At 64.6% G+C, this 26,491-nt stretch carries 28 protein-coding genes; 16 read left to right on the plus strand and 12 right to left on the minus strand.

The genetic code is table 11. The annotated features are described in order from the left end of the window. Positions 1-113: 113 nt before the first annotated feature. The gene (locus AC0L30_RS28300) at positions 114-734 is read right to left on the minus strand and encodes a UbiX family flavin prenyltransferase (RefSeq protein ID WP_473405719.1); all 621 of its coding nucleotides are present in this window, start codon (positions 732-734) and stop codon (positions 114-116) included. Between the two features lie 165 nt (positions 735-899). Between AC0L30_RS28300 and AC0L30_RS28305 the strand changes: the two genes are divergently transcribed. Further along, positions 900-1,850 carry a LysR family transcriptional regulator gene (locus AC0L30_RS28305; RefSeq protein WP_473405740.1) on the plus strand — a complete coding sequence of 317 codons (951 nt, stop codon included), beginning with the start codon at positions 900-902 and terminating at the stop codon, positions 1,848-1,850. Positions 1,851-2,060: 210 nt separating this feature from the next. Further along, complete coding sequence (locus AC0L30_RS28310; protein WP_473405720.1) at positions 2,061-3,098, plus strand: Bug family tripartite tricarboxylate transporter substrate binding protein; 1,038 nt, start codon at positions 2,061-2,063, stop codon at positions 3,096-3,098. Positions 3,099-3,155: 57 nt separating this feature from the next. On the opposite strand, the gene AC0L30_RS28315 is transcribed toward AC0L30_RS28310, so the two are convergent. The 8 genes from AC0L30_RS28315 to AC0L30_RS28350 all read right to left on the minus strand — a co-directional run bounded on the left by AC0L30_RS28315 (position 3,156) and on the right by AC0L30_RS28350 (position 11,490). Next, positions 3,156-4,280, minus strand: coding sequence for a mandelate racemase/muconate lactonizing enzyme family protein (locus tag AC0L30_RS28315; RefSeq protein WP_473405721.1), 1,125 nt, complete (start codon positions 4,278-4,280; stop codon positions 3,156-3,158). A gap of 44 nt (positions 4,281-4,324) precedes the next feature. After that, entirely contained in the window at positions 4,325-5,362 is a 1,038-nt protein-coding gene (locus tag AC0L30_RS28320) for a tagatose 1,6-diphosphate aldolase (protein WP_473405722.1), read from the minus strand. Beyond that, the gene (locus AC0L30_RS28325) at positions 5,359-6,318 is read right to left on the minus strand and encodes a sugar kinase (RefSeq protein ID WP_473405723.1); all 960 of its coding nucleotides are present in this window, start codon (positions 6,316-6,318) and stop codon (positions 5,359-5,361) included. The genes AC0L30_RS28320 and AC0L30_RS28325 overlap by 4 nt, the downstream gene beginning before the upstream one ends. Continuing rightward, positions 6,315-7,388, minus strand: coding sequence for an ABC transporter ATP-binding protein (locus AC0L30_RS28330; RefSeq protein ID WP_473405724.1), 1,074 nt, complete (start codon positions 7,386-7,388; stop codon positions 6,315-6,317). Before AC0L30_RS28330 ends, AC0L30_RS28325 begins: the two co-directional genes overlap by 4 nt. 6 nt (positions 7,389-7,394) lie before the next feature. Further along, a complete protein-coding gene (locus AC0L30_RS28335) occupies positions 7,395-8,399 on the minus strand; it encodes a zinc-dependent alcohol dehydrogenase family protein (protein ID WP_473405725.1) in 1,005 nt (334 codons plus the stop codon). A 7-nt stretch (positions 8,400-8,406) separates the two neighbouring features. After that, positions 8,407-9,234: a carbohydrate ABC transporter permease gene (locus AC0L30_RS28340; protein WP_473405726.1), complete on the minus strand. Its 828-nt coding sequence runs from the start codon at positions 9,232-9,234 to the stop codon at positions 8,407-8,409. Positions 9,235-9,238: 4 nt separating this feature from the next. Next, entirely contained in the window at positions 9,239-10,126 is an 888-nt protein-coding gene (locus tag AC0L30_RS28345) for a carbohydrate ABC transporter permease (protein WP_473405727.1), read from the minus strand. Positions 10,127-10,188: 62 nt separating this feature from the next. Continuing rightward, complete coding sequence (locus tag AC0L30_RS28350) at positions 10,189-11,490, minus strand: ABC transporter substrate-binding protein (protein ID WP_473405728.1); 1,302 nt, start codon at positions 11,488-11,490, stop codon at positions 10,189-10,191. Positions 11,491-11,680: 190 nt separating this feature from the next. Here AC0L30_RS28350 and AC0L30_RS28355 point away from each other — a divergent pair, with 190 nt between their 5' ends. After that, the gene (locus AC0L30_RS28355; RefSeq protein ID WP_314946329.1) at positions 11,681-12,721 is read left to right on the plus strand and encodes a LacI family DNA-binding transcriptional regulator; all 1,041 of its coding nucleotides are present in this window, start codon (positions 11,681-11,683) and stop codon (positions 12,719-12,721) included. Between the two features lie 9 nt (positions 12,722-12,730). After that, positions 12,731-13,465, plus strand: a complete 735-nt coding sequence (locus AC0L30_RS28360) for an SDR family NAD(P)-dependent oxidoreductase (protein WP_314946327.1) — start codon at positions 12,731-12,733, stop codon at positions 13,463-13,465. A gap of 411 nt (positions 13,466-13,876) precedes the next feature. Here the strand turns inward: AC0L30_RS28360 and guaA are convergent, their stop codons facing one another. Continuing rightward, positions 13,877-15,475 carry a glutamine-hydrolyzing GMP synthase gene (guaA, locus tag AC0L30_RS28365; protein WP_198288294.1) on the minus strand — a complete coding sequence of 533 codons (1,599 nt, stop codon included), beginning with the start codon at positions 15,473-15,475 and terminating at the stop codon, positions 13,877-13,879. A gap of 148 nt (positions 15,476-15,623) precedes the next feature. On the opposite strand from guaA, the gene AC0L30_RS28370 reads away from it, so the two are divergent. From AC0L30_RS28370 to AC0L30_RS28380, 3 genes are all read left to right on the plus strand, one after another. Next, on the plus strand, positions 15,624-15,995 hold the full coding sequence (locus AC0L30_RS28370) for a nuclear transport factor 2 family protein (protein WP_473405729.1): 372 nt from the start codon (positions 15,624-15,626) through the stop codon (positions 15,993-15,995). Between the two features lie 235 nt (positions 15,996-16,230). Continuing rightward, complete coding sequence (locus AC0L30_RS28375; RefSeq protein ID WP_473405730.1) at positions 16,231-16,563, plus strand: DHCW motif cupin fold protein; 333 nt, start codon at positions 16,231-16,233, stop codon at positions 16,561-16,563. Positions 16,564-16,821: 258 nt separating this feature from the next. Continuing rightward, positions 16,822-17,031 (plus strand): cold-shock protein, encoded by a 210-nt coding sequence (locus AC0L30_RS28380; RefSeq protein ID WP_007592195.1) that lies wholly within the window; start codon positions 16,822-16,824, stop codon positions 17,029-17,031. Positions 17,032-17,156: 125 nt separating this feature from the next. Here AC0L30_RS28380 and AC0L30_RS28385 read toward each other — a convergent pair whose 3' ends face one another. Together AC0L30_RS28385 and AC0L30_RS28390 are read right to left on the minus strand one after the other, a co-directional pair. Beyond that, positions 17,157-18,455 (minus strand): RsmB/NOP family class I SAM-dependent RNA methyltransferase, encoded by a 1,299-nt coding sequence (locus tag AC0L30_RS28385; RefSeq protein ID WP_007592197.1) that lies wholly within the window; start codon positions 18,453-18,455, stop codon positions 17,157-17,159. A 34-nt stretch (positions 18,456-18,489) separates the two neighbouring features. Beyond that, positions 18,490-18,912 (minus strand): MAPEG family protein, encoded by a 423-nt coding sequence (locus AC0L30_RS28390; RefSeq protein WP_007592199.1) that lies wholly within the window; start codon positions 18,910-18,912, stop codon positions 18,490-18,492. 169 nt (positions 18,913-19,081) lie between these two features. Between AC0L30_RS28390 and AC0L30_RS28395 the strand changes: the two genes are divergently transcribed. The 9 genes from AC0L30_RS28395 (at position 19,082) to AC0L30_RS28435 (ending at position 26,464) form a co-directional block, all read left to right on the plus strand. After that, on the plus strand, positions 19,082-19,741 hold the full coding sequence (locus tag AC0L30_RS28395) for an acriflavin resistance protein (protein WP_473405731.1): 660 nt from the start codon (positions 19,082-19,084) through the stop codon (positions 19,739-19,741). Between the two features lie 70 nt (positions 19,742-19,811). Further along, on the plus strand, positions 19,812-20,654 hold the full coding sequence (locus AC0L30_RS28400; protein WP_007592203.1) for a metallophosphoesterase family protein: 843 nt from the start codon (positions 19,812-19,814) through the stop codon (positions 20,652-20,654). Positions 20,655-20,794: 140 nt separating this feature from the next. Next, entirely contained in the window at positions 20,795-22,090 is a 1,296-nt protein-coding gene (locus tag AC0L30_RS28405; protein WP_007592206.1) for an alanine racemase, read from the plus strand. An 11-nt stretch (positions 22,091-22,101) separates the two neighbouring features. Continuing rightward, complete coding sequence (locus tag AC0L30_RS28410; RefSeq protein ID WP_007592208.1) at positions 22,102-22,761, plus strand: amino acid ABC transporter permease; 660 nt, start codon at positions 22,102-22,104, stop codon at positions 22,759-22,761. Positions 22,762-22,772: 11 nt separating this feature from the next. Continuing rightward, positions 22,773-23,423: an amino acid ABC transporter permease gene (locus AC0L30_RS28415; RefSeq protein WP_007592210.1), complete on the plus strand. Its 651-nt coding sequence runs from the start codon at positions 22,773-22,775 to the stop codon at positions 23,421-23,423. Next, positions 23,410-24,138, plus strand: coding sequence for an amino acid ABC transporter ATP-binding protein (locus AC0L30_RS28420; RefSeq protein ID WP_354127921.1), 729 nt, complete (start codon positions 23,410-23,412; stop codon positions 24,136-24,138). The genes AC0L30_RS28415 and AC0L30_RS28420 overlap by 14 nt, the downstream gene beginning before the upstream one ends. 35 nt (positions 24,139-24,173) lie before the next feature. Next, entirely contained in the window at positions 24,174-24,971 is a 798-nt protein-coding gene (locus tag AC0L30_RS28425; RefSeq protein WP_007592214.1) for a transporter substrate-binding domain-containing protein, read from the plus strand. Between the two features lie 56 nt (positions 24,972-25,027). Then, positions 25,028-25,372, plus strand: coding sequence for a RidA family protein (locus AC0L30_RS28430; protein ID WP_354127920.1), 345 nt, complete (start codon positions 25,028-25,030; stop codon positions 25,370-25,372). A gap of 63 nt (positions 25,373-25,435) precedes the next feature. Next, positions 25,436-26,464, plus strand: coding sequence for a succinylglutamate desuccinylase/aspartoacylase family protein (locus tag AC0L30_RS28435; RefSeq protein WP_007592216.1), 1,029 nt, complete (start codon positions 25,436-25,438; stop codon positions 26,462-26,464). Positions 26,465-26,491 lie beyond the last annotated feature (27 nt).

Genomic DNA, 26,491 nt, shown 5'->3' on the forward strand with positions numbered 1-26,491 from the left:
GGCGAGCCTGCCGCGTTCGGCGAGGTAGGCGAGCCAGGTGCGCAGATCGGCGGGCGAGCTCACACCCTTGCTCGCAACATTTTCCATTCGCATACGGGTCTTTCCTCAGGTCCTCAGGGCGCGATCTTGTGCAGCGACGGCGAGCGGCGCTTGAGCGCCTCGTCCTCGCCCCAGCGGCGCACGATTCCGATATCGATGTCGAACAGGTCGAGCACGCGGCCCACGGTGTGCTCGACCATGTCATCAAGATTCTCGGGCTTGGCGTAGAAGGCGGGCACGGGCGGCGCGATGATCGCGCCCATCTCCGAAAGTGCCGTCATCGTCCTGAGATGGCCGGTGTGCAGCGGGGTCTCGCGCACCATCAGCACCAGGCGACGGCGCTCCTTCAGCACGACGTCGGCGGCGCGGGTGAGCAAGGTCGTGGTCACGCCCGAGGCGATCTCGGACATCGAGCGCATCGAGCACGGCGCCACGATCATCCCTGCGGTCCGGAACGAGCCGCTCGAAATCGCCGAGGCCATGTCGTCGATGGCGTGGTTGACATTGGCGAGCGCCCTCATCTCCGCGATCTTCAGATCGGTCTCATAGGCAAAGGTCAGCTCGGCCGTCTTCGACATCACCAGATGGGTCTCGACGCCGGCATTGCGCAGCAGCTGCAGCAGGCGCACGCCATAGGTAACGCCGGAGGCGCCGGAAATGCCGATGATCATCCGCTTGGGCGTTGCATCCTGCATATGTCTGGTTTCGCTCCCTGGGACACGCGCCCCTTGAGTGGCAAGATTAGGCAATGCGATCCATCAGAACAAATAATCATTGATTATATCATTCATCATCTGAGATGATGGCCCAAACGAGCAAGATCGGCGAACGAAGGACTCTCCCCCGTGGAACTCAGGCAGATGCAATATTTCCTGTGCCTGGCGGAGGAGAAGAACGTCACGCGCGCCGCGCGCCAGCTCAACATCGTGCAGCCGGCACTGAGCATGCAGATCGCCAAGCTCGAGGCCGAATTCGGCCAAAAGCTGTTCGACCGCAGTGTTCAGGGCATGACGCTCACCAGCGCCGGCGAAGCGCTACTGCGGCTGACGGCGCCGATCGTGCGCGATGCCGAACATGCGCGGCAGGAGATGGCGCAACTTGGCGGCCGCATCTCGGGCCGCGTCTCAGTCGGCCTTATCACGTCAGTGGCGCAGAGCACCATGGCGAGTTCGTCGGCGACCGTGGCCAGCCGCTATCCCGAGATCACGCTGTCCGCCTGCGAGGGCTATACCGAGACCCTTGTCGATTGGGTCAACACCGGCCAGCTCGATTTCGCGCTGATCAACGTGCCGCGCCGGAAGGCGCCGCTGGCCGCGCACCACATCATGGACGAGGAGATGGTGTTCGCCTGCCGCAAGGACAGCCCGATCGGGCCGCCGGCAAAGCTGCGGTTCGATCACATCGCGAATTTCGATCTCGTGCTGCCCTCCAAGCGCCACGGCCTCCGGCTGATCCTGGACGAGCATGCCGCCGCAATCGGCATCGACCTGCGGCCCCGGCTCGAGCTCGACACCCTGCCCGCCCTCTGCGACGTGATCGCCACCACCGATTTCGCCACCGTGTTGCCGACCATCGCACTCCGGCAATCGCTCGCGAGCGGCGCTATCCGGGCGCATCGCTTCGACGAGCAGCGGATCGTGCGCTCGATCGCCTGGGTGCATCACCCGCGGCGGGCGGTGTCGGTCGCAGCCAAGGCCGTGCTCGACGTCATCAGCCACGACCTTGCGCAATCCGCCGCCGTTGCGAAAGAGTATGTGGAGCCGTCCTCCCGCACGGCGCGCAGGAAGCCGCGGCGCAAAACAATCTCCTGAATGCGGGTTTCTGCTCAGACAAGATGTCGCGCCCACCTCAAAATGAGACGGTTTGGTAAGTTCTGAGACCAGCAGGCATGACGATCGCATTCACGAGATAACTAGGGTCCAGGCGCAGAAATCGCGACCTGGCGCTCATCCCGATGACTCCTGTCCCGGACGGTCCCCAGGTCTGGCAGAACAAAACACAGTCGGGAGATTCAGTCCGCGATGACACGGTTCGATCGCAGCAAGATCGCGAGCAGCACTCAGCAGCAGAGCGAGAGATTCCGTCCGGACCGGAGGTCGCTGCTCTCGCTCGCAGGTGGCGCCCTCATCGCAGCGGGAATGCGCGCAGCGAACGCGCAAGATTATCCCGCCCGGCCGGTCCAGGTGCTCGTACCCTTTGCCGGCGGCAGCGCCAGCGACGTCATCACGCGCATCTTGCTCAACCGCATGTCAACGTCGCTCGGCCAGGCCTTCGTCGTCGACAATCGCCCTGGCGCCGGCGGCAATATCGGCACCGCCGCCGCAGCACATGCGGCCCCTGACGGCTACACGTTGCTGATGAGCACCTCCGGTCCGCTGGCTGCAAACAAGTCGCTCTACAAGGACCTCCCCTACGATCCGCTGAAGGACCTCGCCCCCATCGGGCTGTTCGCCACCTTGCCGAATGTCATCGTGATCAATTCGAAGCTACCGCCGAAATCGCTGGCCGAGCTGATCGACTATGCCAAGGCGCACCCTCGCGAGCTGAATTACGGGACGGTCGGCGTCGGCTCCTCGCAGCATCTGGCGGCGGCCTATTTCGAGCAGCTGACGGGCACCGAGCTCACGCACGTTCCCTACCGCAACATCGCCGCCTACACGCCGGACTTCATCGCAGGGCAAGTTCCGCTCGGCTTCCAGCTCCTGCCGAACGTCATCGGCCTGATCAGGAGCGGCGATGCGCGTCCGCTAGCGGTTGCCAGCGACAAGCGGATGACGGCGCTGCCTGAGGTGCCGACCGCGGCCGACGCTGGCCTGAAGGATTACGAGAGTGCCGCCTGGCTGGCCATGCTCGCGCCGGCGAATACGGACAAGGCTGTCATCGACAAGCTCTACCAAGCCATGGTTGAAGCCGTGAACGATCCGAAGGTGCGCGCCCTCTTCGTCGAGCAGGGCGCCGAGCCGCTGGTGACAGACCCCAAAGGCCTGACACACTTCATGACCTCCGAGACTACGAAATGGGCGAGGATCATAAAGAAGATCGGGATCGAGCCGATGTGACTGCGAGCTTTTGTCCAATTGCCAATATCTTCAGAAGGCGACAGGTCTCCAGCAACCCTACATACTGCGATAGCACCCAACATATGAAAGATCAGGCACTATTCCGAGCCCTGGGGCCTGGTTCAATTCAACCGTCCCTTCCCTCACATTGATGATGGGACCACAAAGCAGATCGCGCAACGGGTTGTCATTGACGTCGACCTCCAGCCAGCCGTCACCACCGACACCGGCGAGAAGATGTGCGGACGCAAGCAAGCCAAGGCCTCCGCCGAGATAGTGCGGACAGAATGTCTTGCCCGCACTCAGAATCCCGCGAGCCAGTCCGGCACAGGCGCTGAGCCCGCCCCATTTCGCGATGTCGGGTTGAACCACGCCAAGCACGTCCTCGGCCAGGGCTTTCTCGAAGCCTTCGACGCTTGAAATGTTTTCGCCGGCGGCTATCGGCATCTTCGCCAGGGCGTGCAGCCTGCGCCATTCCTCGCGCGGGCGATCGGCACGGATCGGCTCCTCCAGCCAGCGCAGATCGAATTCGGCGAGCCGCGGCAACATCTCCATCGCCTGCGCAACTGACCAGCCCTGATTGGCATCGCTGGCAAGCATGCCGGCGCCGACGATCCCGCGGAGCGCGGCCACATTGGCGAGATCGGTCTCGGTGCCGAAGCCGACCTTCAGCTTCAGCGCACGATGGCCGCGCATGAGCGCAGCTTCCGCCGTCCGCGCGGCCGCGCCGGGATTGATGCCGCTCGCATAGACCTTGATCTTGTTCGATTGGCCGCCGAGGAGTTGCCACAGCGGCACCCTCTGGCGGCGCGCGCAGATGTCCCACAAAGCGAGATCGATGCCCGCAATCGCCTGCGCGAACGGACCCGGTTCACCGCATTGAAGCGCCAGCACTTCGGTGCCCTTGGTCAACACCTCGAACGCTTGGACGGGATCATCGAATTTGCGCCCGACAAGAGCCGGCGCCAGCACCTCGTTGACGAGCCGGGCGCGATGCTCCGCGCCTGGAGCCGGAAAGTTCGACCAGGCTTCACCCCAGCCCTCGACGCCGTCTTCGTCGACCACGCGAACGAAGACTGCGGGACGGTTGAGCATCTTGCCAAACGAGGTCACCACCGGTATCGCCAGCGGATAGCGATAGCAGAACGCCTCGATCGAGCGGATGGTGAAGCCGTCAGTCATGTCTACGGATCCTGCGGTCGGGATGAAGACGCAGAGCCACTCTCTCAGTAGGCGCGCGCGAAGTCACCTTCCTGCTTGATATCGGTGAATACCGGAAAGCGTGCCTTCCACGGCGAGCCCTTGGCCGTGGTCAGCTTGTTGAGCCGTTCCAGCACGCCGAGACCATCCTTGCGCAGGCTGGCCGACACCGCCGCACGGTCCGGGAAATTCTTCAGAACGGCGTCGAGCCAGATGGTGCGACCGGCGAGGAAGCCGCTCGCGCCCGCCGCGTAGGAGTAATCGAGAACGCGCTCGAATTTTTCGGGGGCGGCGCCGCCCGACAGCAGCACCCAGGGGATGCTCCGTTCGCGGCAGATGTCGCCGATCGCATCGAACTCCTTCTGCGCCGCGTTCGCCTCCGCGCTGCCGTCGCGGGCCGGCAGGCTGCCCGCCGCAAGCGGGCTCTCCAGCTTGAGGAGATCGACGTTGTACTCCGGCTTGGCAAACTCGCGCACACTATCGATGACGAGACCTGGCAGCTTGCCCGGCGATTCCACGTAGTCGGCGGTGTGATTGGCGCTGCCGAGGAACGGATAGACCAGCAGCTCGAGGACATAGGGAATGTCGTGGCGGGCGCAGTCCTCGCCGATTTCGCGGACGAACCGCTTCTGGTGCTCGTTGACCGCGGCATCGGCATCCGGCCGGTACCAGGCCAGCACCTTGACGGCGTCGCCGCCCATCGCGCGGATCTTCTCCACGCTCCAATTGGTGATTGCGCGCGACTTGCGGCCGCCCGCGGTTTCCTCGACGCGGTGCTCCTCCAGCGTCATGATCAGGCCGCAGCGCGGCGGCAACAGATCGATCGCCGCGGGCACCGCAAAATTCGGGTCGAACAGCATCGAGCTGCAATGCGGCGCGAGGTTCTCGACAAGCAGACGCTTCGCCGCCGTGACGTCGGAATATTCGACCTGCTCCCGCGTGATGCTCTTTGCTTTGGCGATGGCGTCGAACAGTGGCGGCCGCTGGTCCAGTGCGACCATGCGAAAATGGCCATCCGCGTCGGCAAGCCGTGCCAGGCCGCGGTTCTTTCCAATCGTTCTCATGGCGTCGTCCTCATGAATGCAAGACACTCGTTGATATCAGGGATTCCGTTGCGACCGCCGGCGTGGCGGCATTTCATGGCGGCTGTCGCCGCCGAAAACGCCATGGTGGCGTCAACATCGAGACCGACGCCGATCGCAAGCGCATAGGCGCCGTGGAAGACGTCGCCTGCGCCCGTGGTGTCGACGACATCGACGGCATAGGCCGGCTGCCGGTGCAGCCCGCCGTTCTCGTACCAGCTCACGCCCCCCTCGCCGCGGGTGACGGCGATGACGCGGCAGCCGAAGCGTGAGAGCGCTGCGAGAGCTTCGTCCATGGCCGAGCCGGCGAAGGATGTGAGCGCGGGCTCGGAGAAGATCGCATGGTCCGTCAGCGGCAGCAGCCGCTCGAACACCTCGGCGTCGGCCACGTCGCCGTCGAGCACCGTCGGAATGCCGCGCGCGCGAGCTTCGCGGAACAGCGTCGCAGCGCCCTCGACCCAGCGCGGATCGGCCAGCACTGAGGATGCACGAGCAACCGCTTCGAGCGGAAGCCAGTCCGCGGCTTCGGGAAACAGTCCGCGGAAGTTCACGATCTGTCGCTCACCCGAGCTATCGACGATGATCCCGGAAACGGACGAGCGGCCGTCGGGAAACAGGCGGAAATTCTCGACATCGATGCCTTCGGCCATGAACGCCGATCTCATCTCCTGGCCCGCGGCGTCATTCCCTGCCCGCCCCCAGAACGCGACGGACGCACCGAGCTTTGCCACCGCGACGCTCCCATTGGCGGCCATGCCGCCGCCAAGCGTGCCATAGCCGGTCGCCTTGATCTTCTCGCTGTGGCCCGCGAACAGGCGATCGACGCGCCAGACCTGGTCGAGCGCGGACAGCCCCAGACAGATCACGTGCGCGGGCCTGGCTTTGGACGCCACGTCCGCCAGCGCCGACAAATCACCGATGTTGGTTGCCGAGCTCACCGCAAGACCTGCCCGTTGGTAGCATCGAACAAATGCGTCTTGCCCGGCTGCGGCCGCAGGCTGATGCGATCGCCGACCTTCGGCCGCAGCGACGGATCGACCCTGGCGATCGCCGAGACGCCAGCCAGATCAAAATGGATCAGCGTATCCGAACCGAGCGGCTCGACCAGCCTGACATTGATGGCGATGGCGCCGTCAGCATCAGCCGCCACGGCAAAATGCTCCGGGCGAATGCCGAGCACGGCATTGCCGGCCTGACGCAAGCGGCCTGCGGCTTCGCCGTCGAGAGCTAACGCCGTTCCGCCTTGTGAGAGGATCGCACGCTCTTGCCGCCACTCGATCGGGAAGAAGTTCATCGCGGGTGAGCCGATGAAGCCGGCGACGAACTGGTTGGCCGGCCGCTCGTAGACGGTCTCGGGCGTGTCGTATTGCTGGATCGTGCCGCTCTGGAGCACGACGATCCGATCGGCCATGGTCATGGCCTCAATCTGGTCGTGCGTGACGAAGACCATCGTGGTCTTCAGTTCCTGCGACAGTGCCTTGATCTCGGCCCTCACCTGCGCGCGCAGTTTTGCGTCGAGGTTGGACAGCGGCTCGTCGAACAGGAATGCCTTGGGATTGCGCACGATGGCCCGGCCCATCGCGACGCGCTGGCGCTGGCCGCCGGAGAGCTCCTTCGGCTTGCGGTCGAGATAAGGCTCGATGTGCAGAAGCGCAGCGGCGCGCCTCACGCGCGCGTCGATTTCCGCCTTCGGGACGCCACGCAGCTCCAGCGCAAACGACATGTTGTCGTAGACCTTCATATGCGGATAGAGCGCGTAGTCCTGGAACACCATCGCGATGTCGCGTTGCGCGGCCTGCACACCGTTGACGCGCTTGTCGCCTATGTAGAGATCGCCCGACGAAATCGGCTCAAGGCCCGCAATGATGCGCAGCAAGGTCGACTTGCCGCAGCCGGACGGGCCGACGAACACGACGAATTCGTGGTCCGCGATCTCCAGATCGAGATCGGGGATGACGGTGAAATTGCCGTAGCGCTTGACGAGCTTGCGGATCGAGATCGAGGCCATGATCGCTCAGTCCAGCGCCAGCACAGGCTTGATCAGCTCGCCCCTGGCGAAGCGGGCGAAATTCTCGGGCAGAACCGCCAGGCCGAACTCGCCGTCGACGAGGACGCGGTATTCGTCCTTGTACTTGCGCAGCAGCTCGACATTCGGCTCGAAATCCGAGACCGGGAAGTAGAAGGTCCGGATCATGTAGAAGTCCTTGCGGCGGAAGACCTTGCCTTCCTCGATGGTCCAGGGCGCGGCGTTCTCGCCGACCAGCACCAGCGCGCCGCGCGGCAGAACCAGCTCGATGCCGAGATTGCGCGCCGCATGCGTGCCGGAGCATTCCATGATGAGGGCGAAACGCATCGAGGCATCGCCGACGGGGTGCGCCTTCGCGCCGAACGACTGCGCGATCCTCAGCCGCGCCGGGTTGGGATCGGAGACATGGATGTGGTCATAGCCGAGCGCGCGGAGTGCCAGCACGACACCGAGGCCGACGGGCCCCGCCCCCATCACAAGAACCGGTCCGGCGTCGCTTGGCGGCACCACGCGGCTGACGAAGCGCACGGCATGGCCTGACGTGCCGATGGTGTCGAGCAGCAGCGGCGCGAGGCTGTCCTCGATGTCGTCGGGCACCGGCAGAAGGCAGTTTTCCGGCACCGGCACGTATTCGGCATAGCCGCCCGGCCTGTTCCAGCCGATCAGGCTGGAGACTTCCAGGCACATCTGCGTGTCGCCGCGCTTGCAGGCCCCGCAGTGGCCGCAGTGCAGAGGAATATAGACGGCGCAACGGCGGCCGTGCAGGCGGTGACCGGGCTGCTCGACGACGCCAAAGATCTCGTGACCGGCGGTGAACTCGGCGCCCTTGTGCCAGAGCTTGAAGTCGGAGCCGCACAGCGCTGTGCGTGAGACGCGCACGAGCACCTCGCCGGGGCCGATTTCGGGCATCGCCACGCGCTCGATGGTGATGCGGTCCTCACCGTGGAAGACGGCGGCCTGCATGATCGAGTTCGGACGGGATGATGCATTCATCAGATACCTAGCCTTTCACCGCGCCGAGCGTCAGTCCGGACACCAGCCAGCGTTGAACCAGGGCGGCCAGCACCAGCGGCGGCAACGCGATCAGCGTCGCCGCGGCCATGAGGGCGCCCCATTGCGTCGAGCCTTCGCCGATGAAGTTGAAGGCTGCCGCGATCAGCGTCTTGGTGTCGCCGTTGGAGAGCACCAGCGCAAACAGGAAGTAGTTCCACGAGAAGACAAAGGCGAGGATCGCCGACACGGCGACGCCGGACGCCACCAGCGGCAGCGCGATGCGCCAGAGGATGCGCGTGACGCTGCATCCGTCGACTTGCGCGGCCTCGAAGACACTGCGCGGAATACCGTCGAAGGACGGCAGCAGAACCCAGATCACGATCGGCAGCGTGATCACCGCGTGGCTGAGGATCAACGCAGTGTAGGAGCCGATCATGCCGATTTGCCGGAACATGACGTACCAAGGCAGCAGGAACAGCGTACCGGGTGCCATGCGAGCCGCAAGCGTCAGGATCGCCGGCCAGGAGATGCGCGTCCAGGAGACGGCGAACGCGGCGGGAATCCCGAACAGCAATCCGAGCGCGGTCGAGCCGACGGTGACGATCAGGCTGTTGAGCGCATAACCCAGGAATGGCGTGGTCCTGGTTAGCTCGACATAGTTCTCCAGCCTCGGCGAGAAGATCAGCGTCGGGGGATAGGCGGTGACCTCGAAGGACGGCTTGAACGAGGACAGCACCATCCACACCGTCGGCACCATGATGATGATTCCAGCGAGGACGAGCTGCACCGTGTTGAGCCAGCGGATCCAGCGGTCGGTGTTGGCTGCATCGTTCATGACATCACCACGCCACCGCGCCGCGCAGGCGGTTGAAGGCGAGCACGGCGCCGAACACGATCGCCGTCAGCGTCAGCATCAGCGCGCTGGCGTAGCCGATGTTGAAGAATTCGAAGCCGACCCGGAACCCGTAGATGTTGAGGGTATTCGAAGCGTTGCCCGGGCCGCCCTGGGTGGTGATGTAGATGATGTCGAAGAAGCGCAGCAGATCGACGCTGCGCAGGATCGCCGCGGTGACGATGGTCGGCAGCAGCAGCGGCAGCGTGATGCGCTGGAAGGTTTTGAACGGGGATGCGCCATCGATCTGCGCGGCCTCATAGACGCTCGGCGGTAAGGACTGCAGGCCGCCCAGCACGATCAAGGCGACGTAAGGTGTCCACTGCCAGCTGTCGATCAGCGCCACCGTCGGAATGACCCAGGTCGGCGAGGCCAGCCAGTCCGACGGCGGCAGGCCGAACGACTGGAGGATATAGTTGGCCGCGCCCAGTGACGGATCGAGGATCACGAGCCACATCATGCCGGCCACCACCGGCGGCATCATGAAGGGGGAGATGAAGAGAGAGCGCACGATCCCCGGCAACCGCTTGGCATGAAACAGCACAAGGGCCAGCCAGACGCCAAAGACGAGTTGAAGCACCAGCGACAGCACGAACAGCGCAATGGTAATCCACAGCCCGTGCCAGAACTCGTAGTCGGAGACCAGCTTGGAATAATTGGCGAGACCCGCAAAGGATTGCTTGCCGGTCGAGGAGAACGTCTGGAAACCCAGCCAGATCGTATAGACGACCGGAAACGCGATCATCGCGACTGTGAAGATCACGGCCGGCGCCGCAAGCGCCGCCATTTCCAGCTTCTGCCGGTCCCGCGTCAATGTCGCAGCCGTGTCCGACATGCGTCCGCTTCCTCAGATCATGGGGGATGCCGGCTCGCACGAGGCCAGCCGGCACTGAGCCGCTACTTCTGCGCAATCAACGCATCGAGCGCCTTGTCGGCATCGGCGCAAGCCTGATCGAGCGGCTTCTGCTTCAGGATCAGGTCTTGCACCGCCTGGCCGATGAACTCGCGCGATTCCGGATTGGCGACGATGGGATAGCCGACCTCGGAGGAGCCCTTCGTCGCAAGAATGTCGAGCGCGGCCTGCCACTCCTTGCGGACCGGCTCCTCGTCGATCCACTTCCGATACTCGGGATCCTTGGCGACCGACGGGCGCGGCGGGGCAATGCCCTGGAGCGCCATCTTCTTCTGCACCTCCGGGCTGGTCGCCCATTGCACGAAGTACCAGGCCATATCCGGCTGCTTGCTGTGCGAGGACACCGCCATGCCCCAGCCAATCGTGGTCGGCACCTGGCCGGCTTCGCCCGCCGGGAACGGCAGCAGGCCGGTGTCCTTGAGGCGGGCGCCGCCTTCCATCACCGTACGCAATTCATTGGAGGACTCGAACGCCATCGCGGCGCGGCCGCTGCGATAGAGCGCGGAAATCTGCTGGAAGCTGTAGTTGACAACGCCGGGCGGACCGAAATCGCGCAGCAGCCGGCTATAGGTATCTAGCGCCTCCTTGCCCTTGGCCGAGCAGAGGTTCGATTTTCCGCCTGCGATGTAGCTGCCGCCGATATTGTGCAACATATTGGAGAAGGTGTAGGCGACGGCGGGCTTGAGGCCGCGCGAGACGAACGGCGTGACCGCGCTGTCGCACGCTTTGATTTTCTCGGCGGCGGCCTCGACGTCCTTGATGGTCTTCGGCGCCTCGAGGCCGCATTTCTTGAAGATGTCGGTGCGGTAGTAGAAAATCGGCCCTTCGATGTTCATGGGCATGCTGGTCAGCTTGCCATTGAAGGTCGCAGCCTTGAGCAAGGCCTGGCTCAGCCCGTTGGGGTCGTAGTCCTTAGCCACCTCGTTCTTGGCCATCGCGGTGAGATCGCCGTACCAGCCGGCGGCGGCGAACTGCTCCCCCTCGCGCGAGGGCAGCGTCATGAACACGTCCACTTCGTCGCTGTTCGCGTTCATGACGGTCACCAGACGCTGACGCATCTGCTGTTCTTGGTAGCCGTCGACCTTCAGGGTCATCCCGGTCAACTTCTCGAAATCGGCCTTGTAGGTCAGGAGCGCCTGCGCGACCGGATTGTTGTTGGCGAGAAAGGTGACGGTCTTGCCCTTGAACTTCATCCAGTCGAAATCGGCCGCATGAGCCTGCGCGCTGGCGGCGGCAATCGCGAGAACGGGCAACGCGACATGCGTCGCGAGTATCCTGGCCTTCATGAACTCTCCTCCCGGCTGGCCGCCTTAAGCTGACGGACCATTTTGAAGTCGTTTAGCAGCCTTTGAAAACGGTTACAATCTAGACCTCGCATCCACGGTGTCAAGCGATGGACGGGCGTCACAATCTGCTGCAAGCTAGCCACGTCTTCCTTACTTCACTGTGCGCCGCGCATGATGTAACGTTACATTCATGAGACTGAGCAACGCCAAGTTCGTGAAACAGGGCATCCGCGCCGTGGCGGCCCGCGCCGGCGTTTCGACGGCGTCGGTCTCGCGCGCTCTCAACAATCCCGATGCGGTGAGCCCATCCCTGCGCGCGCGTATCGAACAGGCCATCGACGTGCTCGGCTACATCCCGCATGCGCCGGCACGCATCCTGTCGTCGCGGCGTTCGCGCACCCTGGGCGCGATCGTACCGACGATCGACAACACGATGTTCGCGCGCGGCATTGCCTCGCTTCAGCAGTACCTCTCCTCGGTCGGATATATGCTGTTTCTCACCACGAGCGGCTATGATCTTGACGTCGAATTGCAGCAAGCCCGTAACCTGATCAGCCGCGGCGTCGACGGCCTCGTACTGCGGGGCGATTGCCATCACGATGGATTGCGCAAGCTGCTGGCAGACAATGCGGTGCCCTTCATCAATGTCGGCATCTACCAGCCCGATCGGCCCTACCCTTGCGTCGGCACGGACAATGAGGCGGCCGCTTATCGCGCCGCCGCACATATCATCGAGCTCGGTCATCGTCGCGTCGGGATCGTCTCGGCACTCCAGCGAAATAACGATCGCGCCAGCGCCCGCGTCGCCGGCTTTCGCCGCGCGCTAAACGAGAACGGCATCGAGTTTCCGCCACAATGGCACGTCGAGGTGCCCTATACGTTGGACGATGCACGGGAGGCGGCCCGCTATCTTCTTAATCTCAAGGACCGTCCGACGGCCGTTGTGTGCGGGAACGACGTCATCGCCTATGGCGTGTTGCTCGAGGCGGAGCGCGACGGGTTCTCCGTGCCCCGCGATCTGTCGGTGGTCGGCTTCGACGATCTCGACTGGAGCCGCCATTTGCGGCCCAGCCTGACCACGATCCACGTTCCAACCGGTGAGACTTGGCAGCGCGCGGGAGAATATCTGGTGCGGCGCCTCGCCGGCGAGCAGACCATAATGCATCGCGAGATAGACTTCTCGCTGGTGGTTCGTGAATCGACCGCCCCGCCTCCAAAATCCCTGAAGTGAGACCTTCCGATGAGTTCGCCTTTTTCCCTCAAACCGGGCTTTCATGCCGTCGTGATCGGCGGCGCTGGCGACATTGGCGCCGCGATCAGCAATCAATTTTGCGATCTCGGTGCAACGGTGACGGCGACAGGCGCCAATGACGCCGATCTCGCCCGCACTCTCCTTAAGCCACGTGCCGGGCTCTCGCTCGCCGCGCTCGATGTCACCGACGACAACGCCGTCACGTCCTGTGCCCGGCAGCACAAGCGCGTGGACGCGCTGGTCAACTGCGCCGGAATTCTCGCGCGCGACAAGGAATTCGAGATCGAAACCTTCATGAAGGTGCTCGACGTCAATCTCGCCGGCACGTTCCGGACCTGCATGGCGTTCCATCCCCTGCTCGCGGAGACGAAGGGCTCGATTGTCAACATCGCCTCGATGAACGCCACGCTGGCGCTGCCGCGGATCCCCGCCTATTGCGCCAGCAAAGGTGGCGTCGTGATGCTGACCAAGGCGCTGGCATTGAAGTGGGCCGAAGAAGGCATCCGCGTCAATGCGGTGGCGCCCGGCTATATCGAAACGGCCATCAACGCCGCGGGCCGCACCGATGGTGCACACTATCAGCGCATTGCTGATCGCATTGCGTTCAAGCGGTGGGGAAAGCCGGAAGACATTGCAGGTGCGGTCGCCTTCCTCTGCATGCCGGCCTCCCAATACGCCACCGGCACTGTTCTTGCCGTAGATGGCGGCTTCCTTGCGGGATGACCTAATAAGGTCGGCTTCGCAGTCATTCCAACTTGCCGTGTGGATTTCTCTTGACCTCCCGGTGCACACGTCATGCACACGCCACGATCTAACCGACTGAAAGGCCTGAGGTCTCGCTCCAGTCCATCATGGGTAAGTTTGGAGCTAGGTCTACCAATGAAAGCCCGCGAAATCTAAATCGCAGATCCAACGACCACTTCGCGCCAACAGCTCCCGCTTCTCCCATGCAAGGATCCCAAGCAGACCGAGCCTTTCTGCACGCTGCAACTCGCTGCTCGCCATCAGCGAAAACGCTATGGACTGCCGACTTTCATCGAGGTTAAGTCGAGGCCCATAGGTCCCTGCCGGCATGTCGAAGCAAATGAGACTTCCTAAAGGCTACGCCAAGACGCGCAACACCACCCGATAGCACTACTCCCACTCAATCGTCCCCGGCGGCTTGCTCGTCACGTCGTACACCACCCTATTCACGCCCTTCACCTCGTTGATGATGCGCGTGGCGGTCTCGCCCAAGAACTTCATATCGAACTGGTAGAAATCCGCGGTCATGCCGTCGGTTGAGGTGACGGCGCGCAGGCCCACGACGAAGTCGTAGGTGCGGCCGTCGCCCATGACGCCGACTGTCTTGACCGGGAGCAGCACCGCAAAAGCCTGCCAGATGTCGTCGTAGAGGCCGTGCTTCCGGATCTGGTCGATGTAGACGGCGTCGGCCTTGCGCAGGATATCGAGTTTTTCGCGCGTGATGTCGCCGGGGCAGCGGATGGCGAGGCCGGGGCCTGGGAACGGGTGGCGGCCGACGAAGATTTCGGGCAGGCCGAGCTCGCGACCGAGCTTGCGCACCTCGTCCTTGAACAGCTCGCGCAGGGGCTCGACGAGCTTCATGTTCATGCGTTCGGGGAGACCGCCGACATTGTGGTGCGACTTGATCGTCACCGAGGGGCCGCCGGTGAAGGAGACGCTCTCGATCACATCAGGATAGAGCGTGCCTTGCGCGAGGAAGTCGGCGCCGCCGATCTTCTTGGCCTCCGCCTCGAATACCTCGATGAAGAGGCGGCCGATGGTCTTGCGCTTCACTTCCGGGTCGGTGACGCCTTCGAGCTCGCCCAAAAACTGCTTCGAGGCATCCACGTGCACGAGCGGGATGTTGTAGTGGTGGCGGAACAGATCGACCACGGTCTTGGCTTCGTCGAGGCGCAGCATGCCGTGGTCGACAAACACGCAAGTGAGCTGCTCGCCGATCGCTTCGTGGATCAGCACGGCCGCGACCGCGGAATCGACGCCCCCGGAGAGGCCGCAGAGCACCCTGCCCTTGCCGACCTGGGCGCGGATCTTGGCGATCTCCTCCTCGCGGAAGGCGCGCATCGTCCAGTCGCCGGAAAGGCCGGCGATCTTGCGGACAAAATTGCGGATCAGCTTGGCGCCGTCGGGCGTGTGCACCACTTCGGGGTGGAACATCAGGCCGTAATATTTGCGCGTCTCGTCCTGGATGATCGCGAACGGCGCGTTCGGCGAGGTGCCGGCCACCGAGAAGCCCGGCGGCATCTTGGTGATGCGGTCGCCGTGGCTCATCCAGACCTGGTTCTTGCCGCCTGGTGACCAGACGTCCTCGAACAGCTTGCTCGGCGCCTTCACCTCGACATCGGCGCGGCCGAATTCGCGGTGATGGCCGCCCTCGACGGTGCCCCCGAGCTGCTCCGCCATGGCCATCTGGCCGTAGCAGATGCCCATCACGGGCACGCCGGAATCGAAGATCGCTTGCGGCGCGCGGGGCGAGCCGGCCTCATGCACCGATTCAGGGCCGCCGGAGAGAATCACCGCCTTCGGCTTCATCTCGTTGAAGGCCTGTTCGGCCTTGTTGAACGGGACGATCTCGCAATAGACGCCGTCCTCGCGCACGCGACGCGCGATCAGCTGCGTCACCTGGCTGCCGAAGTCGACGATGAGAATCTTGTCGTGCGCCGAGGCCACCGAGGGCGTCGACGCGGAGCGGTCGGTCTGTGCTGCTGTCATGGCAAGCAGATACGCGACGGGGGCTTTTCCCGCAACCGCGCGGGCCGCGCGCCCACATTCTTCTTTGGGCATGGACAAATCGATATAGGTAAGTATTATTGACCTAATATGGCCCGCCACTCACCAAGGGCCGATCAGGGAGAACGTCATGCCACACCATCATCAGCCGTCGAATCTCGCCGCGCTCGGCCGCACCTGGGTCGAGGCCTGGAACGCACGCGATCTCGAGCGCGTGCTCACGCTCTATGCCGAGGACGTCGTGATGACCTCGGACCGCATCCCCGCGATGGGATTCGATGAAAGCGGCACCGTCCGCGGCAAGGATTCGTTGCGGGCCTATTGGAGCAAGGCGCTCGCCCTGTTGCCGGAGCTGCATTTCTCGCTCATCGAATTGTTCGTCAGCCCAGATAGCGTGGTGGTGTTCTACGAGAACGAGCGGGGAAAGCGGATCTGCGAATATCTGCGGGTGAATGCGGGCGGAAAGATCGTGCAGGGATCGGCGAATCATTTGGTGGGCTGACGCTCACCCACCGCTGTCATTCCCCGCGAAGGCGGGGAATCCAGTACGCTACGGCCTCTCGATTCAATTAGTGCGGCCTCTGGAATACTGGATCGCCCGCCTTCGCGGGCGATGACAGCGCGTGTCAGGCGTGAGCATGCCCCAAGCGCGATAGTGCGGGCGCCGCAATGACGGAGACTGTGGCGAGCGCATACGCTAACAACACCGGCGCCGGCACCGAGACAGGACCCTCCCCATGAAGCTCCCCACCTCCCCCTTCACCGTCACCGACTGGAGCAAGGTCGAGCCGACCATCCATCCCGGCGAGACCGGGCAAGCCCAGTGGCGCACGCTCAACATCGGCGATCTCCGGGTGCGGATGGTCGAATATACGCCGGGCTATCTCGCCGACCATTGGTGCCACCGCGGCCACGTGCTCTACGTGCTGCAGGGCGAGCTCGACAGCGAGCTGCGCGACGGCCGCAAGTTCAAGCTCACGGCGGGGATGAGCTATCAGGTCTCGGATTTCGGCGACGCAGCGCACCGGTCCTCGACCGCGACGGGGGCGACGCTGTTTATCGTCGATTGAGCGCCCGGGAAGGGTTAATTTGCACCGCAAAATAGCAAAATGCGGCGACATTCCGAGCGACGGGTGGTGCCTTGAAGTGGCCCCAAAATCTCGCTATATTGTGATCATCGATACTTGGCCGAACGACTGGGCCGCTTCGCTTCGTTGCTGACGGGCGCGCACGCTTCAGATGATTTCTCCAACATCGACTGATCAGGATTATGGGCGCAATAGTGCGTACCGGTCCGCGTGTTAACTTCTTAAGCAAAGGAAATTCCCATGGCTATGGGCACCGTGAAGTGGTTCAACAATCAAAAGGGTTTTGGTTTCATTCAGCCGGATGACGGCGACAAGGACGTGTTCGTGCACATCAGCGCCGTCGAGCGCGCCGGCCTGTCGACCCTCAATGAGGGCCAGAAGGTCTCGTTCGACATCGTCGCCGATCGTCGCAGCGGCAAGTCCTCGGCTGACAATCTCCGCGTCGGCTAACGCCAGCGCACCTTTCTGACCACGGACGTACCGGCAGAACGTCAAGTTAGAAAACCCCGCGACCGGGTTCCGGTTTGCGGGGTTTTTGTTTTGGGGGCCGCCGCAACCCGCGGTGACGGGGAGGGCTATGCCTTCTTGAAGACCGAGACGAAGAACCCGTCCGTCCCGGTCCGCCGCGGCGTCATCAGCCAGCCTTCCGGCGATTGCAGCGCGGCTTGCGCAAACTCCTCCGCCTTGTCCCAGAGCACGCTCGCGGTCTGCTCTGGCGGCACCACCGCGAACTCAGGATGGCGGCCAGTGAACGCCCTCACCTGCTCGCCGTTCTCCTCCGAAAGCACCGAGCAGGTGATGTAGGCGATGCGGCCGCCGGCCTTGACCAGCGGAACCGCGCGATCGAGCACCTCGGTCTGGTCCCGCAGGCGAATCTCCAGGGCGCCCGGGCGCATGCGCCATTTGGCATCGGGGTTGCGGCGCCAGGTTCCAGTTCCCGTGCAGGGCGCGTCGATCACGACGAGGTCGGCGGTGGCGCTGATCTCGGCCAGCGGATCGGCGTCGCCCTTGGGCGTGCGCACATCGGCATTGTGGACGCCGGCGCGCGACAGGCGGTCGTGGATCGGCGCAAGCTGCCGCTTGTCGCTGTCGGTCGCGATCAGGCGGCCCTTGCCCTGCATCATCGCGGCGAGCGCCAACGTCTTGCCGCCGGCCCCCGCACAGAGATCGATCACCTGCTCGCCGGGTTTTGCCGCGGTCAAGGCAGCCGCAAGCTGCGACCCCTCATCCTGCACTTCGATGGCGCCCTTGATGAAATCCTCTTCGGCCTGGATGCCGGGGTTGCGCGCATCGGCCGAAAGCTCGATGCGCAGGCCGGTTGCGGACCACTGCGTCGGTTTCGCATGAAGATGAGCAAGCGCCCCCAGCACCTTGTCGCGATTGGATTTTAGCGTGTTGACGCGCAGGTCGAGCGGCGCCCGGCTCGCCATCGCGGCCGCCTCCGCGACGCGCTCGTCGCCGAAGGCTTTTGCCAAATACGGATCCAGCCATTCCGGATAGTCGCCGGCGATCGCGGCCGGGGCACCTTCCAGCGACCGCGAGGCGAGCGCGGCCTGCTCGGCCTCAGTCAACGGCGCCGGGGCAAAGCGGTTGCCGTCGAACAGCGCAGCCATCGTGGCCGTATCCATGTTGCGCTCGAGGCGAAGCATGCCGATCAGCCGCGACCGCGCGGTGTCCGAATCCATCAGGTAGGCGCTCGAGGCGTAGCGGCGCAGCACGTCCCAGACGAGGCCGGCAATGGCGGCGCGGTCGCCGGAGCCGGCGAAGCGGTGCGCGGTGCCCCACTCCTTCAGCGCCTTGGCCGCAGGCACGCGGTCTTTCTCGATGGTGTCGATCAGTTCGATGGCTGCGGACAGCCGGGCAGCGGGAGTCATTTGAATCTTTCAGATCAGGATCGGCGAGTAGCGCCTAGATCAGCAACAGCATTTTCAACGCGAAGTAGATCCACATCGCGAGCAGGACAAGCACGCCGGCGAGCCAGATCGTGGAGCGGCGGCCGAGATTGTTGGAGGAGACGAAGATTCCGGCATGGACGAAGCGCGTCACCACGAACACCCAGGACATCAGCACGATGAACAGATCGGCATGGCGCAACGGGAGCGCCAGCGCGATCAGGGCGTAGAACAGCACCGGCAGCTCGAACTGGTTGCGGTAGCAATTGGCGATTTGTGTGGCGCCCTTGGGCCAGTTGGGCTCGCCGAGCGCAATGTCGCGGCTCTTGGTCTCGCCGGAGACGAGCGCGCGCCGGCGTCCCATCGCCATGGCGATCAGGAGCGCGAAGGTGAGACCGACCTGCACGAAGACCGGCAGCAAAACCATTTGAATGGACATCGGAATTTCCCGGGATTTTCCCATCCGGCGGAAGGCATAGCTAGCGTCCCTTAGCGGTCACCGCTGGTCCTGACAATCAACGAGTTGAACCGGCGTTCCCGATGAGGCGACCAACGGTCGACAGTTAAAGCGATTTTGCCCCTCGGGGCGCGCAAGGCGAGAGACCGCCATGAACACCCTCTTCAGCCTGATCGCCAGCCTGACCGGCGCTTTGACCGAGTCCGCCGACGGGCAGTTCGGCATCCTGATGTCGGCGCTGGCCGGCATCGCGACGGCGCTTGCGGTGGCGCTGGCGATGACGGTCTACTTCCGAATGAGCTATCGGACCTGGCGAGATGTCCTCAGGCACGGCGTCGCTGCGCTCGCCGCCCTCGCGCTGTTCGCGTTTGCCGCCTACGACATGCGCCATGCCGCGCTGGCCTATCTCGGCCTCAATCCATCGAAACCCGCGGTCGAGTTCGAGATCAGCATGCCCAGGGAGACCTTGGCGGCGGCGACCGACACCCAGATCGAGCTGCATACCGACCGCAACCAGACGCTGGCGCTGGTCGAGGGCGTGCAGGAGCTCGGTGATGGCCGCTCCGTGCTGCGCGGCGCGGTGGCGCTCAACCACCGCACCGCGGACCGCGTGCTGGTCGTGAACCTGCCCGGCAAGGGCACCTTCGAATTCCGCCTTCGCCTGCCGGTCGAGCCGCATCGCTCCGAGCAGTTCGGCCCTCAGTTCGGTCCTCAGTTCGGTCCTTGGCACCTCGCCGACCGCATCGCCTCGCCGCTGGCAAGCCCGGTCGCGCCGCAGGACGCCTACACGATCCGCTATCGCGTGCTTTAAACTTTGTTCGATCGCTGACCGCGGACCCGCCGTCATCGTTCCGACGTCGGGCGTGGCCTATGATCGATACATGTCCGAATTTCGCCTGACGCAGATCTCCGACACCCATCTTGGCCGGCGCTTCCCCGGCCTGATCGCAAACTTCCAGGCGCTCAGTGAGCATATCGACACCGATAGGCCCGATCTCGTCGTCAACACCGGCGATGTCTCGTTCGACGGGCCGACCAGCCGCGACGATGTCGAATTCGCCAAGGCCCTGCACGATGCCCTGCCCGTCGCCTGCCGCTACATCCCCGGCAATCACGACATCGGCGACAATCCGACCGCGATCGGCCCTGCGCCGAAGCCGCCGGTCGCGGAAGCGCATCGCCAGCAATTCCGCGAGATCATCGGCGAGGACCATTGGTCGTTCGAGGCCGCGGGCTGGTGCTTCATCGGCGTCAATTCGCTGGTGATGAACTCAGGGCTCGCCTTCGAGGCCGAGCAGTTCGACTGGCTCGCCTCGGAAGTTTCGCGCACGAACGGCAGGCCGGTCGCGCTGTTCGTACACAAGCCGCTGTTTCTCAACCTGCCCGACGACCCCGAGACGCCGGAGACCTCGATCCGCTACGTGCCGCAGCCGGCACGCGCGCGGCTGATCGAGATGTTTGCGCATGTCGACCTGCGCCTCATCGCCAGCGGTCACGTGCACCAGCGGCGCGACTTCACCTGGCGCCACACCCGCCACGTCTGGGCGCCCTCGGCCGGCTTCAAGATCAACGACAAGCGCCAGGACCGGATCGCGATCAAGGAGGTCGGGCTCGTGGAGTACCGCTTCCAGCCCGACAGCTTTGAGGTACGCCACGTCAGGGCCGCGGGCCAGGTCGACGTCGACATCGAGGAGCTGTTGGCCCAGATGGGTGGCGAGCACTAGCCCAATTGGCGGGCACGATTCCTTATCCTGATACCTCATTGCACCGAATTCGATCCAAAATGGCTAGAAGATACTAATGACAACGTTGTCATTCCGAAATATCGTTCTCCAAGCGGGCAAGGGCCGCGGGCGGAGTGACGATGCATTTCTTGTCCCGGTGGGATAGCCAACGTCTTTCAACGACCACGCGGGGTATTCCCCTGGTCGCCGGTCTGTCGATCGATGAGATCGCCGATCAGCATTGGCGGCCCTCTCGTGGCGACCTCGCCCTCCCCGCGCTCACGTTCGATGAGACCGCCTTCGCCGCCAATCGCGACCTTTTCCTGCGCTGGTGCAAGGGCGCCGGCGTCACTGTCGCGCCGCACGCCAAGACACCGATGTCGCCGGAGCTGGCCCGCTCGCTGCGCGAGGCCGGCGCCTGGGGCACGACGGTCGCCAACATCCAGCAGGCCGCGGTGCTGCTTGCGCATGGCGAGCGGCGGTTGTTGCTGGCCAACGAAATCGGCGGGCTCGCAGCCGGCCGGCGGCTCGGCGCTGTCCTCGGCGCGTATCCCGAGACGGAGTTTTACGCCTTCGCGGATTCACCGGCCGCGGTCGCGGCACTGGCGGAGGCTGCGCTGATCGCGGACCGGCGCGAGTTGTCCGTGCTGGTGGAACTCGGCGCCGGCCGCGCCGGCGCGCGCGATCGCGCCGCGGTCGAAGCAACAATTGCCGCGGTGCTCGCGGCCGACCGGCTCGTGCTGGGCGGCGTCGCGACTTACGAAGGCGCGGTCGCAACGTCCGATTCCAATGAGACGATGCGCGCGATCGCAGCGCTGATGGAGCGCACCATCGAGACCTTCGCGCTGGTGCGCGCTGCGGCCCCGCGCCTGCCGCTGATCATCAGCGCGGGCGGCTCCGCCTATTTCGACATCGTGGCACGCGCGCTCGCACCCGTCGCCCATGGCGACGGCAACGCCATCGTTCTCCTGCGCTCGGGCGCGCTGTTCTTCGCCGATCACGGCATCTATGCCCGCGCCCTCGCCGAGCTCGACCGGCGCGGCGGTCTACTCGTCGACGGCGCGCAACGCTCCGCCGCCGAAGGTTTTCGCCCGGCGCTCACGCTGTGGGCCGAGGTGCTGTCGCGGCCGGAAGCAGGCCTTGCCATCGGGGGCTTCGGCATGCGCGATGCCTCGTTCGACCAGGGACTGCCGGTGCCGCTGCGCGTCTTCCGCGACGGCGTCGCCCAGCAAGGGCTCGCCGCGACCTTGTCGGTCACACGTCTCAACGACCAGCATGCGTTCCTGTCGCTCGCGCCCGATAGCACGCTTGCGGTCGGCGACGTCATCGCCTTCGGCATCTCGCATCCCTGCACCTGTCTCGACCGCTGGCGTGTCATCTTCGCCCTCGATGCCGATGGCGTGGTGACGCGCGCCCTCCCCACCCAGTTCGGCTGAGAGCGGGCACGATGAATTTCCTGCCGCTCTGGCGCTATCAGAACCAGCTCATCGACGGGGCCATCGTCACGCTGGAGCTGACCGTGATCGCAGCGGTGGCAGGGCTTCTGATCGGCGTCGCCGGCGCGGTCGCGCTGAAGGGCCGCGTCACGCCGCTGCGCTGGCTCGTGCGCGCCTATATCGAGCTGTTCCGCAACACGCCGTCGCTGATCCAGATCTTCATCGTCTTCTTCGTGCTGCCGAATTTCGGCCTGAAGCTGCCGGCGTTCGAAGCCGCCTGTGTGGCACTGTCGCTCTATTTCGGCGCCTATTCGGTCGAGATCATCCGCGCGGGCCTCGACTCCGTGCCGAAGAACCAGATCGAGGCCGGCCAGTGCCTCGGTCTCTCCACCTGGCAGGTCTTCCGTCACATCCTGCTGCCACCGGCTCTGCGCAATGCCTATCCTGCCGTGACCAGCCAGTTCGTGCTCCTGCTGCTCGGCACCTCGCTTGCCTCGCAGGTTGCCACCGACGAGCTCTTCCACGTCGCAGGCTTCATCGAAAGCCGTACCTATCGCAGCTTCGAAGTCTACGCGGTGATCTGCGCGGTCTATTTCGCCATGGCGATGTCGTTCAAGGCGCTGTTTGCCGTCATTGGCGCGGCGGCCTTCCGCTGGCCGCGACGGCGCTGAGGGATCGGGCGATGCGTTCCTTCTCCCTCATCGATCTCGTCTCGCTCGTCGAAGCCCTGCGCTGGACTGTCGCGCTCGTCGTGCTCGCGCTCGCCGTCGGTACGCCGCTGGCGCTCGGGCTCGCCGTCGGCCGCATCAGCCGGTCCGCCGCCCTGCGCTGGACGATGGCGGCGTCCATCCAAATCATCCAAAGCGTGCCGCTGCTCGGCCTGCTGTTCTTCTTCTATTTCGGCATGCCGGTGTTCCTGGGCATCCAGGTGCCCGCGACCGTCGCGGTGACGGTGGCCTACACGCTCTACACGGCCGCCTTTCTCGGCGAGATCTGGCGCGGCGGCCTGGAGGCCGTGAAGCAGGCGCAGTGGGAGGCTGGCGCCTGCCTCGGCCTCTCCGCCTGGCAGCAGTTTTGCCACATCATCGCGCCGCAGGCGCTGCGGCTGTCGCTGCCGCCGACCGTCGGCTTCCTGGTGCAGCTCATCAAGGGCACCTCGCTCGCCTCGATCCTCGGCTTCGTCGAGCTCGCGCGCGCCGGCCAGGTGGTGAGCGCGGCGACATTCCAGCCGCTGCTCACCTACGCACTGGTCGCCGCGATCTATTTCGCGCTGTGCCTGCCGCTCACGCTCTGGTCCCGCTCCCTGGAGGCCCGCCTCGATGGCTCTCGTTGAAATCCGCGACGTGCACAAGACATTCGGCCGGGTCGAGGTCCTCAAGGGCGTCTCGCTCGACGTCGAGGAAGGCGAGATCGTCACGATCATCGGCCGCTCCGGCTCGGGCAAGTCGACGCTGCTCCGCTGCATCAATGCGCTCGAGAGCGTCGATTCCGGCGATATCCGCGTCGAGGGCTTGAAGGTCCATGCCGAAATGCGCGACCTCAAGAAATTCCGTCAGCGCGTCGGCATCGTGTTCCAGGCCTTCAACCTGTTTCCGCATCTGAAGGTCGAGCGCAATATCACGCTCGCCCCGCTCCTCACCGGCCGCATCGACAAGGCCCGCGCGCGGGCGCTGGCCGAGGATGTGCTGACCCGCGTCGGTCTCGCCGACAAGATCGACGCCTGGCCGGAGCAGCTCTCCGGCGGCCAGCAGCAGCGCGTCGCGATCGCGCGGTGCCTGGCCATGGCGCCTCAGCTCATGCTGTTCGACGAGGTGACCTCCGCGCTCGACCCCGAACTCGTCGGCGAAGTGCTGAAGGTGATGGAAGCGATGGCAAAACAGGGCATGACGATGATCCTGGTCACCCACGAGATGGGCTTTGCCCGCAATGTCGCGGACCGCATCGTCTTCATGCACCAGGGCCGAGTCTGGGAACAGGGGCCGCCGGCAAAGCTGTTCGCCAGTCCTGACACGCCCGAGCTCGCAAGCTTCATCGCGTCGTCGAGATGACCATCGTTCACCAAATCCGCCACCAGGAGAGAGCCATGAGAAAACTGAAGTCACTCTTCACCATCGCAGCCGCGGCGCTTGCCGTTCTCGCAGCGCCGAACCTCGCGAACGCCGACAAGCTCCAGGACGTGCTCGGCTCAGGCAAGCTGCGCATCGGAATCCTCACCGATGCGGCGCCATGGGGCTTCAAGGACGACAAGGGCGAGATCGCAGGTCTCGACGCCGATCTCGCCAGGCTGATTGCTGCCGACATGGGCGTGAAGCTCGAACTCGTCCCGGTAACCGGCGCCGCGCGCATCCCGAGCCTGCTGTCGGACAAGATCGACATGCTGATCGCGGGCCTCGGCGCAACGCCCGAGCGCGCCCAGCAGGTGATGTTCTCGCAGCCTTATGCGGTGGTGAATCTCGGCGTCTACGGCGCCAAATCGTTTCCCGCCGCGACCGGCAAGAAGCCGGACAATCTCGACGGCCGCAGCGTTGCAGTGGCCAAGGGCTCGACGCTGGATGTCTGGCTCACCGACAATGCACCGAAGGTGAAGCTTGTGCGCTTCGAGGACACGCCCGCCGCACTCGCCGCGTTTCTCGCCGGCCAGGCCGAGACCTTCGCCGAGAACAGCGCGATCGCACTCAAGGTGCAGGAGCAGAACCCCGCCAAGGAAGTCGAGCTCAAATTCCTGATCCGCCAGTCGCCGGCCCATGTCGGCGTGCGCCAGGGCGAGCAGAACCTGCTCAACTGGATCAACACCGACATCTTCACCAACAAGCTCAACGGCAAGCTCGGCGCGCTGCAGTTGAAGTGGTTCAAGGAAGAGCAGTCGCTGCCGACGCTGTGAGCCAGCACGCGCTCCCGCGACCCCGCGGGAGCCACTGTCACGAGGAGGTATTTCAGATGATCAAACGTTACGTCGTGGGCTCGCGCATGAGCCAGGCCGTCGCCGCCGGCGGCATGGTGCATATCGCCGGCCAGGTCGCGGACGACCGCAAGGCCGGAATCGTATCCCAGACCCAGCAGGTGCTCGCCAAGATCGACGCGCTGTTGAAGGAAGCCGGCTCCGATTGCTCCAGGTTGATCGCGGTCAACGTCTTCCTGCCGCACATCATCGACTTCGACACCATGAACTCGGTCTACGATTCCTGGATCGATCCGGTCAATCCGCCGGCGCGCGCCTGCGTCGAAGCCCGCCTCGCCGATCCCGACCTGCGGGTCGAGATGACCGCGGTTGCCCTGCTGTAGCGGCGCCGCCCTTTCATTCAACCTTCGGCCGGCGTCGGCGACGACGCGGCCCCGAGGCAAGCCATGCATACCGGACTTTTCCACGACATCGATTTCGAGAAGGACCAGAAATGGTCCGGACATCTCGGCATTCCCTTCTCGATCGACCGCTCTCCTTACTACCAGCTCAAGATCCCGATCTTCCGGATCAAGAACGGTGCCGGCCCAAAACTCCTTTTGATGGCCGGCAATCACGGCGACGAATATGAGGGCGAGATCACGCTGACGCGGCTGTATCGCCGGCTCGATGACGCCGCCGTGAAGGGCGAGATCACCATCCTGCCCTTCGCCAACCTGCCGGCGGTGATGGCAGCACGGCGCCGCTCGCCGCTCGACGAGGGCAATCTCAACCGCGCCTTTCCGGGCGATTCCGGAGGCACGCCGACGTTCCGCCTCGCGCACTTCCTCGAGCACGAGCTATTTCCGCGGCACGATGTCGTCTTCGACATCCACTCCGGCGGCACCTCGATGGCGCATGTGCCTTGCGCGCTGATCGAGCGCCAGGGACCGCCCGAGATGTTCGGCCGCGCGCTGCGCCTGATGGAAGGGCTGGGGATGCCCTTCGCCTTCGTCGCCGAGAACGGCGCCACTGCGCCGACCTCGATGGCGGCCGCCGCACGTGCCGGCGCGATCGGACTCTCCGGCGAGTTCGGCGGCGGCGGCACCGTCACGCCGCAGACGATGGCCCTGACCGCGCGCGCCGTCGATCGCCTGTTGCTCGCGCTCGGCCTGGTCCAGGCCCCGGTGCTGGGGCCACATGCGCCGGTCGAGCGCGCCACCGAGCTGTTGGCATTGCAAAGCCATGCGCAAGCGGTGTTCGCCACGCGGCGCGGCTGGTTCGAGCCTGCCGTCACGGTCGGCGCGCGGGTTGCGGCCGGCGACGTCGCGGGCTGGTATCATGATTTCGAGCGCCCGGAGCTGGCCGAAGAGATACTGCGCTTTCCAGCCGACGGCATCGTTATCTCGCAAAGGCTGCACACCGACAGCCAGAGCGGCGACTGCCTCGTCCAGGTCGGCCGCGCGCTGGCACGCGATGAGGTGGGGACGCACTGAGCTTTGGAGACGGTACCGACTTCGATT

Source organism: Bradyrhizobium sp. MI1.11 (assembly GCF_055811255.1).